The sequence below is a fragment of the Kitasatospora terrestris genome, assembly GCF_039542905.1.
In the GTDB taxonomy this organism is placed as follows: Bacteria; Actinomycetota; Actinomycetes; order Streptomycetales; family Streptomycetaceae; genus Kitasatospora; species Kitasatospora terrestris.
This window is the reverse complement of the sequence record NZ_BAABIS010000001.1, coordinates 5,797,183-5,809,339: the sequence shown is the minus strand read 5'-3', so window position 1 is coordinate 5,809,339 and position 12,157 is coordinate 5,797,183. Positions and strand designations below refer to the sequence as shown.

Sequence of the window (12,157 nt, the reverse complement as noted above, 5' to 3'; positions counted from 1 at the left end):
CGTTTCAGTCGTTGATGGCGGGCTGCTGGCCGAGCGCCTTGGCGGTGGCGTCCTTCCAGGCCATCCAGCTCAGCAGGGCGCACTTGACCCGGGCCGGGTACTTGGAGACGCCGGCGAACGCGACGGCGTCCTCCAGCACCTCCTCGTCGCCCTCCAGCTGGCCCTTGCTCTGCATGAGCTCCAGGAAGGCCTCCTGGACGGCCTGCGCGTCCCCGACGGTCTTGCCGACCACGAGGTCGTTCAGCACCGAGGCGCTGGCCTGGCTGATCGAGCAGCCCTGCGACTCGTAGGAGACGTCGGCGACCACCGCGCCGTCGAGCCGGACCCGCAGGGTGATCTCGTCGCCGCAGGTCGGGTTGACGTGGTGGACCTCGGCGTCGCCGTCCCGCAGCCCCTTGCCGTGGGGGTTGCGGTAGTGGTCCAGGATGATCTCCTGGTACATCGAGTCGAGCTTCATGCCGTCACCTCAGCCGAAGAAGTTGCGGACGTGGTGCAGGCCGTCGATGAGCGCGTCCACCTCGGCCGGCGTCGAGTACAGGTAGAACGACGCCCGGGTGGTCGCCGGAATTCCGTACCGCAGGCAGACCGGCCGCGCGCAGTGGTGGCCGACGCGCACGGCGATGCCCTGCTCGTCGAGGACCTGGCCCACGTCGTGCGGGTGGATGTCGCCGAGCGTGAAGGAGATCGCCGCACCGCGGTCGACCGCGCTGCGCGGGCCGATGATCCGCAGGTCCGGGACCTCGGCCAGGCGCTCGATCGCGTACTCGGTGATCGCGTGCTCGTGGGCCGCGATGCGGTCCATGCCGATCGCCGACAGGTAGTCGACGGCCGCGCCGATGCCGACCGCCTGGGCGATCGGCGGGGTGCCGGCCTCGAACTTGTGCGGCGCCGGGGCGTAGGTGGACGAGCCCATGGTGACGGTCTCGATCATCTCGCCGCCGCCGAGGAACGGCGGGAGGTCCTCCAGCAGCTCCTGGCGGCCCCAGAGCACGCCGATGCCGGTCGGGGCCAGCATCTTGTGCCCGGTGAAGGCGACGAAGTCGGCCTCCAGCGCCTGGACGTCCAGCACCATGTGCGGGGCGGCCTGCGAGGCGTCGATGCAGACCAGCGCGCCGACCGCCTGGGCCCGGCGGACGATGGCCTCCACCGGGTTGACGGTGCCGAGCAGGTTGGAGACCAGGGTGAAGGAGACCACCTTGGTCTTCTCGGTGATCAGCTCGTCGATGTTGGACAGGTCGAGCCGGCCCTCGTCGGTGAGCCCGAACCACTTCAGCTTGGCGCCGGTGCGCTGCGCGAGCAGCTGCCACGGCACGATGTTGGAGTGGTGCTCCATCTCGGTGATGACGATCTCCGCGTCCGCGTCCACGCGGTACGGCTCGTCGGCCCAGCCGAGCATGTTGGCGACCAGGTTGAGCGACTCCGAGGCGTTCTTGGTGAAGATCACCTCGTCCCGGCTGGGCGCGTTGACGAACGCCGCGACCTTGTCCCGGGCGCCCTCGTACAGCGCGGTGGCCTCCTCGGCGAGCACGTGCACGCCGCGGTGGACGTTGGCGTTGTGCCGCTCGTAGTAGGCGTTGAGGGCTTCGAGCACCTGGCGGGGCTTCTGCGAGGTGGCCGCGTTGTCCAGGTAGACCAGCGGCTTGTCGTCGTGCAGCAGCCGCTGGAGGACCGGGAAGTCCTTGCGGATCGCGTCGGTGTCGAGCAGGCCGGGGAGGCCGGCCGTCAGGTTCGTCACTCGGAAGCGCCGCCCTTCACGTAGCTCTCGTAGCCCTCTTCCTCCAGCTTGTCGGCGAGCTCGGCACCGCCGGACTCGACGATCTTGCCGCCCGCGAAGACGTGCACGTGGTCGGGCTTGATGTAGCGCAGGATGCGGGTGTAGTGGGTGACCAGCAGGGTGCCGACCTCGCCGCTCTCGCGGACCCGGTTGATGCCCTCGGAGACGATCCGCAGCGCGTCGACGTCGAGGCCGGAGTCGGTCTCGTCGAGGATCGCGATCTTCGGCTTGAGGAGCTCCAGCTGGAGGATCTCGTGGCGCTTCTTCTCACCGCCGGAGAAGCCCTCGTTGACGTTGCGCTCGGCGAACGCCGGGTCCATGTGCAGGGCGGCCATCGCCTCCTTGACCTCCTTGACCCACAGCCGCAGCTTGGGGGCCTCGCCGCGGACGGCGGTGGCGGCGGTGCGCAGGAAGTTGGAGACCGAGACGCCCGGAACCTCGACCGGGTACTGCATGGCCAGGAAGACGCCGGCGCGGGCGCGCTCGTCGACCGACATCTCCAGCACGTCCTCGCCGTCGAGCAGGACCGAGCCGCCGGTGACGGTGTACTTCGGGTGACCGGCCAGCGAGTAGGCGAGGGTCGACTTGCCGGAGCCGTTGGGGCCCATGATGGCGTGGGTCTCGCCCTGCTTCACGGTCAGGTCGACGCCCTTCAGGATCTCCCGGGGGCCGTTCTCGGCCTCGACGGAGACGTGCAGGTCGCGGATTTCAAGGGTGGCCATGTGTACTCAGGACTCCTGGTTGACGGAGACGAGCACATCGTCCCCTTCGATCTTTACGGGGTAGACAGCGACCGGCTTGGTGGCGGGCAGCCCGGACGGCTTGCCGGTGCGGAGGTCGAAGCTGGAGCCGTGCAGCCAGCACTCGATCATGCAGTCCTCGACCTCGCCCTCGGAGAGGGAGACGTTGGCGTGCGAGCAGATGTCGTTGACGGCGAAGACGCCCTCGTCGGTCCGCACGATCGCCACCGGGACGCCGTTGAGCTCGACGCGCTTCGGGACGTCCTCCTGGAGCACGCTCAGCGAGCAGGCGCGGAGGTACGTCATGCGACGGTCTCCTCCAGCTCGGCCTCGATCTTCTCCATCAGGCGGTCCTGGATCTCGGCGACGCCGATCTGCTGGACCAGCTCGGCGAAGAAGCCGCGCACCACCAGGCGGCGGGCCTCGTCGGCCGGGATGCCGCGGGCCTGCAGGTAGAACAGCTGCTCGTCGTCGAAGCGGCCGGTCGCCGAGGCGTGGCCGGCGCCGACGATCTCGCCGGTCTCGATCTCCAGGTTGGGGATCGAGTCGACCCGGGCGCCGTCGGTGAGCACCAGGTTCCGGTTGAGCTCGTAGGTGTCGGTGCCGAGCGCGGCGGCGCGGATCAGCACGTCGCCGACCCAGACGGCGTGCGCGTCCTGGCCCTGCAGGGCGCCCTTGTACGCGACGTTCGAGCGGCAGTGCGGGGTGTCGTGGTCGATCACCAGGCGGTGCTCGAGGTGCTGGCCGGCGTCGGCGAAGTACAGGCCGAACAGCTCGGCCTCGCCACCGGGGGCCGCGTAGTTGACCCGCGGGTGCAGACGCACCAGGTCGCCGCCGAAGGTCACCACGACCGACTTGAAGGAGGCGTCCCGGCCGACCAGCGCGTTGTGCTGGGCGACGTGGACGGCCTCGCGCTCCCAGTCCTGCACCGACACGAAGGTCAGCTTCGCGCCGTCGCCGACCAGCAGCTCGACGTTGGCGGCGCGGGTGCCGGCGCCGGTGTGGTTCAGCACCACGACCGCCTCGGCGAACGGCTTGACGTCGACCACCAGGTGGGCGAAGTTGACGCCGCCCTCGCCGTGCACGTCGATCCGGACCGGATCGGTCAGCACCGCGTCCTTGGGGACGGTGACCACCAGCGCCTGCTCGAAGGCGGAGAACGCCTGCGCGGCGACCCGGTCCACCGGGGTGCCGGCCTTGCCCAGGCGGGCGTCGTCGCGGCCGACGGTCTCGGCGGTGACGCCCTCCGGCAGCCCCAGCTCGATCTTGTCCTCACCGCGGGCGGACTCCGCCGCGGAGCCGTCGTGCAGCCCGCCGAGGCGGTGCAGCGGGGTGAACCGCCAGTCCTCCTCGCGGCCGGTCGGCACCGGGAAGTCGGTCACGTCGTACGACGGCTTGACCGCGACGCGGGCGTCGATCGGCTGCTGCACGGTGGCCCGACCGGTGCCCGGACCGGCCAGCTGCGCGCCGGCACCGGCCGTGCCGACCTCGATCGAACCGGCAGTGGTGGCGCCGGTGGTGTTCTGAACCTCAGCCATGGCTGTTCGTGTTGCTCTCTTCCTCGGAAATCAGTGGACGGCGGGTGGCGGGCGGGGCGTCAGCCGACCGCACCCTCCATCTGCAGCTCGATCAGCCGGTTGAGCTCCAGCGCGTACTCCATCGGCAGCTCGCGCGCGATCGGCTCGACGAAGCCGCGCACGATCATCGCCATCGCCTCGGTCTCGGTCAGGCCGCGGCTCATCAGGTAGAAGAGCTGGTCCTCGGAGACCTTGGAGACGGTCGCCTCGTGGCCCATGGACACGTCGTCCTCACGGACGTCCACGTACGGGTAGGTGTCCGAGCGGGAGACGGTGTCGACCAGCAGCGCGTCGCACAGCACGTTGGACTTGGCGCCGTGCGAGCCCTCGCCGATCTCGATCAGACCGCGGTACGAGGTGCGGCCGCCGCCGCGCGCCACCGACTTGGAGACGATGTGCGAGGAGGTGTTCGGCGCCATGTGGACCATCTTGGCGCCGGCGTCCTGGTGCTGGCCCTCGCCCGCGAAGGCGATCGACAGGGTCTCGCCCTTGGCGTGCTCGCCCATCAGGTAGACGGCCGGGTACTTCATGGTGACCTTGGAACCGATGTTGCCGTCGATCCACTCCATGGTCGCGCCCTCGTACGCCACGGCGCGCTTGGTGACCAGGTTGTAGACGTTGTTCGACCAGTTCTGGATGGTCGTGTAGCGGCAGCGGCCGCCCTTCTTGACGATGATCTCCACGACCGCGGAGTGCAGCGAGTCCGAGGAGTAGATCGGCGCGGTGCAGCCCTCGACGTAGTGGACGTAGGCGTCCTCGTCGACGATGATCAGCGTCCGCTCGAACTGGCCCATGTTCTCGGTGTTGATCCGGAAGTAAGCCTGCAGCGGGATGTCCACGTGCACGCCCTTCGGCACGTAGATGAACGAGCCGCCGGACCACACCGCGGTGTTCAGCGCGGCGAACTTGTTGTCGCCGGCCGGGATGACGGTGCCGAAGTACTCCTTGAAGAGCTCCGGGTGCTCCTTGAGCGCGGTGTCGGTGTCCAGGAAGATGACGCCCTGCTCCTCCAGGTCCTCGCGGATCTGGTGGTAGACGACCTCGGACTCGTACTGCGCGGCGACACCGGCGACCAGGCGCTGCTTTTCCGCCTCCGGGATGCCGAGCTTGTCGTAGGTCGCCTTGATGTCGGCGGGCAGGTCCTCCCAGGACTCGGCCTGCTTCTCGGTCGAGCGCACGAAGTACTTGATGTTGTCGAAGTCGATGCCCGACAGGTCGGAGCCCCAGGTCGGCATGGGCTTCTTGCCGAAGAGCTTCAGGCCCTTGAGCCGCAGGTTGAGCATCCACTCGGACTCGGACTTCTTCGCCGAGATGTCGCGGACCACGTCCTCGCTCAGGCCGCGCTTGGCGGCGGAGCCCGCCACGTCCGAGTCGGCCCAGCCGTACTCGTAGTTGCCCAGGCCTTCGAGCTCGGGGTGTGCGATGTCAGTCATGCGAGGTTCCTCCGCGCGGACGAGCCGTTTTCATTGGGGGACGTACCGGCAGTCGGCACTGCACCGGGCCCCTTGGCGGGGGACGGTGCGGCACCGGATGCCGGCACATACGTGGTGCAGACCCCGTCGCCGTGGGCGATGGTGGCCAGCCGTTGCACATGGGTGCCCAGGAGCTGGGAGAAGACCTCGGTCTCCGCCTCGCAGAGCTGCGGGAACTGCTCGGCGATGTGCGCGACCGGGCAGTGGTGCTGGCAGAGCTGGGCGCCCGCCAGGGCCGTCGTGGCGGCCGCGGACGGTACCCGCCGCACCGTGGCAGCGTACCCGTCGGCGCTCAGCGCCTCGGCGAGCGCCTCGGCGCGCCGGTCCGCACCGGCCTGCTCGACGGTGGTCAGGTACTTCTGGCCCTGCTTCGCGAAGCGGGCCCGGGCGAAGGCGGCGACCGCCTCCTCGCCCGCCGTGCCGCCGCCCACCGACTCCGAGATCCAGCGCAGCGCGTCGGCCGCGAGCTGGTCGTAAGCCTGGTAGAAGGCGTCCCGGCCGGACTCGGTCAGGGCGAACACCTTGGCCGGACGGCCGCGGCCCCGGCTGCCGTAGACCCGCTGCTCGCGGGACTCGACCAGGCCTGCGGCGGCCAGCGAGTCCAGGTGGCGGCGGACCGCGGCGGCGGTCAGGCCCAGGCGGCTGGCCAGGTCGGCGGCCGAGGACGGCCCGTGGTCCAGGATCGAGCGGGCGACCCGGTCACGCGTCGCCCGGTGACCCTCCAGCAGGACCTCCGCCGCCGTCGCGGGCACGGCACAGCCGGGGCCCGACTCGGGCGCCCCGTTCCGTGCGGTGTGCTCGCGCATGTTTTTCACAACACGATTGTTGCGTAATTGCTTCCGCGGAGACAAGCCGTGACCCATGCCTCACCGGTGGCCTCCATCACGCAGGCAAGCCTTACCTGGGGGGCGCCGTGAGCTGCTCCTACACTCGCCGGTATGCATGCAGACCCCGCCGTCGAGGTGACCGGACTGGTCAAGCGGTACGGCTCCAAGGCGGCCGTGGACGGCCTCGACCTCACCATCGCGCGGGGCAGCGTCACCGCCGTCCTCGGGCCCAACGGCGCAGGCAAGACCACCACGATCGAGACCTGCGAGGGCTACCGCCGCCCCGACGCGGGCACCGTCCGCGTGCTCGGCCTCGACCCGGTCGCGGACGCCGCGGCGCTCAAGCCCCGGATCGGCGTGATGCTCCAGTCCGGAGGCGTGTACGCGGGAGCGCGCGCCGTCGAGATGCTCCGCCACACCGCCAGGCTCTACGCCGACCCGCTGGACGTCCCTTCGCTGGTCGAACGCCTGGGCCTGGGATCCTGCGGCCGCACCACCTACCGCCGGCTCTCCGGCGGCCAGCAGCAGCGCCTCGCACTCGCCATGGCCGTGGTCGGCCGCCCCGAACTCGTCTTCCTCGACGAACCCACCGCCGGCCTCGACCCGCAGGCCCGCCGCGCCACCTGGGACCTGATCGCCGACCTTCGCCGCGACGGCGTCACCGTGGTCCTCACCACGCACCACATGGACGAGGCCGAACACCTCGCCGACGACGTCGCCGTCGTCGACCGCGGCCGGGTCATCGCCCACGGCAGCGTCGACGCCCTCCGCGGCACCGACTCCGCCCTGCGCTTCGACGGCCCCGCCGGCCTCGACCTCGACACCCTCCGGGGGCTCCTCCCCGACGGCGCCACCGCCCGGGAGACCGCCCCCGGCTCCTACCGCGTGGACACCGCGATGGACCCCCGGCTGCTCGCCACCGTCACCACCTGGTGCGCCGACGCCGGCGTGATGCCCGACCGGCTCACCGTCCAGCGCCGCAGCCTCGAAGACGTCTTCCTCGACCTGACCGGACGGGAACTCCGATGACCGACTTCGCCCCGCGGCCCGGCGCCGCCCCCGTCCCCCGGATGCTGCTCGCGCAGACCGCCCTGGAGACCAGGATGCTGCTGCGCAACGGCGAGCAGCTGCTGCTCACCGTGGTCATCCCCACCGTGCTGCTGGTGCTCTTCTCCACCGTCGACGTGGTCGCCGTGGACGGCCCCGGCAAGCGCGTCGACTTCCTCGCACCCGGGCTGCTCGCCCTCGCCGTGATGTCCACCGCCTTCACCGGCCAGGCCATCGCCACCGGCTTCGAACGCCGCTACGGCGTGCTCAAGCGGCTCGGCGCCACACCGCTCCCCCGCTGGGCGCTGCTCACCGCCAAGACCGGCTGCGTGCTGGTGACCGAGGCGCTGCAGGTCGCCCTGCTCACCGCCATCGCCCTCGCGCTCGGCTGGGCCCCGCACGGCAACCCCTTCGCGGTGATCGCCCTGCTGGTCCTCGGCACCGCCGCCTTCTCCGGCCTCGGCCTGCTGATGGCCGGCACCCTCCGCGCCGAGGCCACCCTCGCGGCGGCCAACCTGGTCTTCGTCCTCCTGCTGCTGGCCGGCGGCGTGGTGATCCCGCTCGGCAAGTTCCCCTCGGCGGTGCAGCCGGTGCTCGAACTCCTCCCGATCGCCGCCCTCTCCGACGGCCTCCGCTCGGTCCTCCAGCTCGGCACCGGCATCCCCTGGTCCGACCTGGGCGTCCTGGCGGTCTGGTCCGTCCTGGGCCTGGCAGCCGCCGCCAGGTTCTTCCGCTGGGAGTAGGAGCAGACCCAGGGGCTCGTGGGGGCACCTCCCGGCCGAAGGCTGGGGGAGGACCCCGAGCCCCTGATCACTTCACGCGCGCTTGCGTCGCGCCGCGAAGACGATCCCGTTCGCGCCGGTGAACGCCGGGCCCCCGCCCGTCGTCGTGGTCGTGGTCGTGGTGCCCGGCGGGGGCGAGCACGCTGAGTTGCGCAGCGGGCAGGACGAAGCTGTCCAGCGCGGCGTCGGTGCCGGTGAGGGTCAGCCGGGTGCCGGTGACCTTGAGCTGGACGCCGGCGGTCTGGGCCCTGGCCAGTTCGGCGGAGGCAGCCCGCAGCTCGGTGAACTCGGCGGCGAAGTCGATCGGTCGCCCTCGACGAGCGCGCCGAGGGCCGGCGAACCGCCGAGCGCCAGGGCGGCGGCGGATACGGATATGCGCATGTGCAGGGACTCCGCCGTGGGTGCTTCGTCCCGCGCGGTGGCGGGGCGGCAGCACCGGGCCCGCCCCAAGATCGGCTGTAAGCCCACCTACGATGGTGCGGTGCGTACCCCGTTCTCCCTCCTCGCCGACCGCTGGCACCCGAGCGCCACCCACCTCCGGCGGGCCGCGTTCGCCGCGCTGGTGATGGCCGTGGTGATCGTGCTGACCGGCGGCGCCGTCCGGCTGACCGCCTCCGGCCTCGGCTGCACCACCTGGCCCCGCTGCACCGGCGAGAGCCTGACGCCGACGCCCGAGATGGGCATCCACGGCGTCATCGAGTTCACCAACCGGATGCTGACGTACGTGCTGTGCGCGGCGATCGGCTGGGCGATCCTGGCCGCCCGCGCGCGCAAGCCGTGGCGGCGGTCGCTGACCCGGCTCGGCTGGGCGCAGTTCTGGCTGGTGATGAGCAACGCCGTGATCGGCGGCATCACCGTGCTGACCGGCCTCAACCCGTACGTCGTGGCACTGCACATGGTGGCGGCGATGGCGCTGGTGTGGGTCGCGGTGCTGATGTGGGAGCGGGCGAAGGAGGACGACTCGCCGCCGCGGCTGCTGGTCGACGCGCCGATCGACCGGCTGGCCCGCGTGCTGGTCGCCACCATCGGCCTGCTGGTCGTCGCGGGCACGCTGGTGACCGGCGCGGGGCACCACCCGGGCGCGCCGGGCAAGGACGGCAAGCCGGTGTGGCGCATCCCGCTGGACTACGACCGGCTGGCGCAGGCCCACGCGGACCTGGTGTTCCTCTCGGTCGGCCTGACCCTGGCCGCGCTGCTGGTCTTCGCGGCGGTCAAGGCGCCGGCCCCGGCGCGGGCCCGGGTGCGCGAGCTGTTCGTGCTGCTGCTCGCCCAGGGCGTGCTCGGCTTCGTCCAGTACTTCACCGACGCGCCGGAGCTGATGGTCGGTCTGCACATGCTGGGCGCGGCACTGATCTGGGCGGCGGCGCTGCGCGTCCCGCTGGCGCTGCGCGAGCGCCGGGCCGAGGTCGCCGCCGTGCCGGCCCCGGCGGAGCCGGTCACCCACTGATCGCCGCGACGGCAGGGCCCCCGTCACCGTCGGTGGCGGGGGCCCTGTCGTCGTGCGGGTCAGATCTGGATGCCGGCCATGCGCTTCCACTCGTACGGGCCGGTCTTCACCTTGAGGCCGAGCTCGCCCTCGAAGGAGTCGTGGACGGTGAGGCCGGCGAGCTGGGCGGCGCGCTGCCCGATCTCGTAGGTCGGGGCGACCTGGTCGCCCCAGGCGCCGTCGGCGCCGACCAGGACGATCCGGGTGGCGGTGCGGCCGACGTACTCGACGACGCCCTCGGCGCTGCCGCCGTGCTGGGCGGCGAAGCTGGTGATGTTCTTGGCGATGCGCTTGGCCCGGCGCTCGACGCGGGCGTTGGGCGCGGCGGTGGTGGTCTCTGCGCTGGTCATGTCCCGCATGCTACCGATCAGTAGAGCGGCTGGCGACGGCAGCGCCGTGTGCCCGCCGCCACACCGGGCTCAGCTCTCCGCCAGCACCAGCCGCACGCCCGGCGCGGACACCAGCTGGACGCCCTCCCGGCCGGGCACCCGGACGTTCAGGTAGCCGCCCTCGACGGCGAACTCCACGTCCTCCAGCCGCCGGACGGGCACCCCGGCGCCGTCCAGCAGGACGTACCCGTCGACCAGCTCGACCGATCCCTTGCGCCATTCGCGGTTCATGCCGTGACCTCCGGGAAGTCCAGCTCGGGCTGGGCCAGGTGGTTGAAGTAGTTGGAGAGGGTGTTGAGCGCGACGTGCGCCACGACCTCGGCCAGCTCGGCGTCGCTGACGCCGGCCGCCCGGGCCCGGGCGAGCTCCGCGTCGCCGACCCGGCCGCGCCGGCGGACCACCTCGCGGGCGATCAGCAGCACCGCCTCGGCGTGCGGGTCGGCGTCGGCGGCGTCCCGGGTGAGCAGCAGCTCCTTCTCGCCGAGACCCATCTTCGAGCCGCGCAGGGTGTGGGCGCTGACGCAGTAGGTGCAGTCGTTCTCCTGGGCGATCAGCAGGGCCAGCTGTTCGCGCAGCCGGGGGCCGAGCACGCCCTCGGCCAGCCGGTCGCGCATCGCGAGGTAGCCGCCGAGCGCGGCCGGGCCGTTGGCCAGCGCGGCGTACAGGTTGGGCACCCGGCCGAGCCGGCGGCGGGTCTCGTCGAGCAGTCCGGAGTCGTCCTCGGTGAGTTGCGGCAGTCGCGGCACGGCAGGTACCCCCTCCTCGCGAGAAACGGTACCGATCGGTACCGTTCTGACAGGACAAGACGGTACCGATCGGTTCCGTTGCGGTCAAGGGCTGCCGTACGATGCGGACATGCCGACCCACGCCCGCGAGCGGCTGCTCGCCACCGCCGAGGAGCTCTTCTACGCCGAGGGCATCCGCGCCGTCGGCCTGGACCGGATCCTCACCGAGTCCGGCGTCGGCCGGGCCTCCTTCTACCGGCACTTCCCGAGCAAGGACGACCTGGTGGTGGCCGTCCTGACCGACCGGGACGTGCGCTGGCGCGGCTGGCTGGCCGAGCGGGTGACCGCCCTGGGCGGCGGGCCGCTGAACGTCTTCGACGCCCTCGCCGAGCGCTTCGAGCGGGCCGACTTCCGGGGCTGCGCCTTCATCAACACCATCGTGGAGACCGCCGACCCGGGCTCCCCGGCCCACCACGTCGCGGCCGCGCACAAGCGGGCCGTCACCGCGTACGTCGCCGGGCTGCTGGCCGAGGACGGCTGCCCCGACCCCGCGGGCACCGCCCGCTCGCTGGTGCTGCTGATGGACGGCGCGATCGTCACCGCGCTGCGCGAGGGGTCCGCCGAACCCGCCGCACTGGCCCGCGCCGCCGCCGGGGCCCTGCTGCCGGGGGGCGGGCGCGTAGGCTGAGGCCGTGACCTTCCAAGGCTGGCCGGTCGAGGCGCTCGAGTTCTACGAGCACCTGGAGGCCGACAACTCGAAGACCTTCTGGGCCGAGCACAAGGCGGTCTACGAGGACGTGGTGCGCGCCCCGATGGAGGCGCTGCTGGAGGAGCTGGAGCCGGAGTTCGGCCCGGCCAAGATCTTCCGCCCCAACCGGGACGTGCGGTTCAGCGCCGACAAGTCGCCGTACAAGACGCACCTCGGCGGGTTCTTCGAGGCGGGCGGCTACGTCCAGCTCTCGGCGGACGGCCTGGCCTGCGGCAGCGGGATGTACCGCCTGGCCAGTGACCAGCTGGCCCGGTACCGGGCCGCGGTGGCCGAGGAGGTGACCGGCGCCGAGCTGGAGCGGGTGATCGCGGAGGTGCGGAAGGCCGGCCCCGAGGTGGTCGGCCGGGACGCCCTGAAGAGCGCCCCGCGCGGCTACGCCAAGGACCACCCGCGGATCGGACTGCTCCGCTACAAGGGCCTGATCGCCTGGCAGGAGTGGGAGCCCGCCGCCTGGCTGGGCACCCGCGGGGCGAAGAGCAGGATCACCCGGTTCCTGACCGCGTCCCGGCCCCTGAAGGACTGGCTGGACGGGCACGTCGGCCCGTCCGAGCTCCCCGAGCGGCGTTAGG

At 71.8% G+C, this 12,157-nt stretch carries 16 protein-coding genes; 5 read left to right on the top strand and 11 right to left on the bottom strand.

What is annotated here, in order from left to right; genetic code table 11:
* Positions 1 to 4 precede the first annotated feature (4 nt).
* Genes sufU through ABEB06_RS26650 form a run of 7 tightly spaced genes read right to left on the bottom strand, consistent with a single transcriptional unit; the run spans position 5 to position 6,369 of the window.
* Positions 5 to 457: a Fe-S cluster assembly sulfur transfer protein SufU gene (sufU, locus tag ABEB06_RS26680; RefSeq protein WP_345699426.1), complete on the bottom strand. Its 453-nt coding sequence runs from the start codon at positions 455 to 457 to the stop codon at positions 5 to 7.
* Between the two features lie 9 nt (positions 458 to 466).
* Positions 467 to 1,726, bottom strand: a complete 1,260-nt coding sequence (locus ABEB06_RS26675) for a cysteine desulfurase (protein ID WP_425559804.1) — start codon at positions 1,724 to 1,726, stop codon at positions 467 to 469.
* A gap of 5 nt (positions 1,727 to 1,731) precedes the next feature.
* A complete protein-coding gene (sufC, locus tag ABEB06_RS26670; RefSeq protein ID WP_345699424.1) occupies positions 1,732 to 2,496 on the bottom strand; it encodes a Fe-S cluster assembly ATPase SufC in 765 nt (254 codons plus the stop codon).
* Between the two features lie 6 nt (positions 2,497 to 2,502).
* Positions 2,503 to 2,820: a non-heme iron oxygenase ferredoxin subunit gene (locus tag ABEB06_RS26665; RefSeq protein ID WP_345699423.1), complete on the bottom strand. Its 318-nt coding sequence runs from the start codon at positions 2,818 to 2,820 to the stop codon at positions 2,503 to 2,505.
* Positions 2,817 to 4,052, bottom strand: a complete 1,236-nt coding sequence (sufD, locus tag ABEB06_RS26660; RefSeq protein ID WP_345699422.1) for a Fe-S cluster assembly protein SufD — start codon at positions 4,050 to 4,052, stop codon at positions 2,817 to 2,819. The genes ABEB06_RS26665 and sufD overlap by 4 nt, the downstream gene beginning before the upstream one ends.
* Before the next feature lie 59 nt (positions 4,053 to 4,111).
* On the bottom strand, positions 4,112 to 5,524 hold the full coding sequence (gene sufB, locus ABEB06_RS26655; protein WP_345699421.1) for a Fe-S cluster assembly protein SufB: 1,413 nt from the start codon (positions 5,522 to 5,524) through the stop codon (positions 4,112 to 4,114).
* A complete protein-coding gene (locus tag ABEB06_RS26650; protein WP_345699420.1) occupies positions 5,521 to 6,369 on the bottom strand; it encodes a helix-turn-helix transcriptional regulator in 849 nt (282 codons plus the stop codon). Before ABEB06_RS26650 ends, sufB begins: the two co-directional genes overlap by 4 nt.
* Before the next feature lie 132 nt (positions 6,370 to 6,501).
* Between ABEB06_RS26650 and ABEB06_RS26645 the strand changes: the two genes are divergently transcribed.
* Positions 6,502 to 7,419 (top strand): ABC transporter ATP-binding protein, encoded by a 918-nt coding sequence (locus ABEB06_RS26645; RefSeq protein WP_345699419.1) that lies wholly within the window; start codon positions 6,502 to 6,504, stop codon positions 7,417 to 7,419.
* The gene (locus ABEB06_RS26640; protein WP_345699418.1) at positions 7,416 to 8,180 is read left to right on the top strand and encodes an ABC transporter permease; all 765 of its coding nucleotides are present in this window, start codon (positions 7,416 to 7,418) and stop codon (positions 8,178 to 8,180) included. Before ABEB06_RS26645 ends, ABEB06_RS26640 begins: the two co-directional genes overlap by 4 nt.
* A 67-nt stretch (positions 8,181 to 8,247) precedes the next feature.
* On the opposite strand, the gene ABEB06_RS26635 is transcribed toward ABEB06_RS26640, so the two are convergent.
* Entirely contained in the window at positions 8,248 to 8,655 is a 408-nt protein-coding gene (locus ABEB06_RS26635) for a collagen-binding domain-containing protein (RefSeq protein WP_345699417.1), read from the bottom strand.
* 45 nt (positions 8,656 to 8,700) lie between these two features.
* Between ABEB06_RS26635 and ABEB06_RS26630 the strand changes: the two genes are divergently transcribed.
* Positions 8,701 to 9,666: a COX15/CtaA family protein gene (locus ABEB06_RS26630; protein WP_345699416.1), complete on the top strand. Its 966-nt coding sequence runs from the start codon at positions 8,701 to 8,703 to the stop codon at positions 9,664 to 9,666.
* A 59-nt stretch (positions 9,667 to 9,725) separates the two neighbouring features.
* Here the strand turns inward: ABEB06_RS26630 and ABEB06_RS26625 are convergent, their stop codons facing one another.
* The 3 genes from ABEB06_RS26625 to ABEB06_RS26615 all read right to left on the bottom strand — a co-directional run bounded on the left by ABEB06_RS26625 (position 9,726) and on the right by ABEB06_RS26615 (position 10,840).
* Positions 9,726 to 10,055 (bottom strand): hypothetical protein, encoded by a 330-nt coding sequence (locus ABEB06_RS26625; RefSeq protein ID WP_345699415.1) that lies wholly within the window; start codon positions 10,053 to 10,055, stop codon positions 9,726 to 9,728.
* 69 nt (positions 10,056 to 10,124) lie between these two features.
* A complete protein-coding gene (locus ABEB06_RS26620; protein ID WP_345699414.1) occupies positions 10,125 to 10,325 on the bottom strand; it encodes a hypothetical protein in 201 nt (66 codons plus the stop codon).
* Positions 10,322 to 10,840 (bottom strand): carboxymuconolactone decarboxylase family protein, encoded by a 519-nt coding sequence (locus tag ABEB06_RS26615; RefSeq protein WP_345699413.1) that lies wholly within the window; start codon positions 10,838 to 10,840, stop codon positions 10,322 to 10,324. The genes ABEB06_RS26620 and ABEB06_RS26615 overlap by 4 nt, the downstream gene beginning before the upstream one ends.
* A gap of 109 nt (positions 10,841 to 10,949) precedes the next feature.
* On the opposite strand from ABEB06_RS26615, the gene ABEB06_RS26610 reads away from it, so the two are divergent.
* On the top strand, positions 10,950 to 11,507 hold the full coding sequence (locus ABEB06_RS26610) for a TetR/AcrR family transcriptional regulator (protein ID WP_345699412.1): 558 nt from the start codon (positions 10,950 to 10,952) through the stop codon (positions 11,505 to 11,507).
* A gap of 4 nt (positions 11,508 to 11,511) precedes the next feature.
* On the top strand, positions 11,512 to 12,156 hold the full coding sequence (locus tag ABEB06_RS26605; RefSeq protein WP_345699411.1) for a DUF2461 domain-containing protein: 645 nt from the start codon (positions 11,512 to 11,514) through the stop codon (positions 12,154 to 12,156).
* Position 12,157 lies beyond the last annotated feature (1 nt).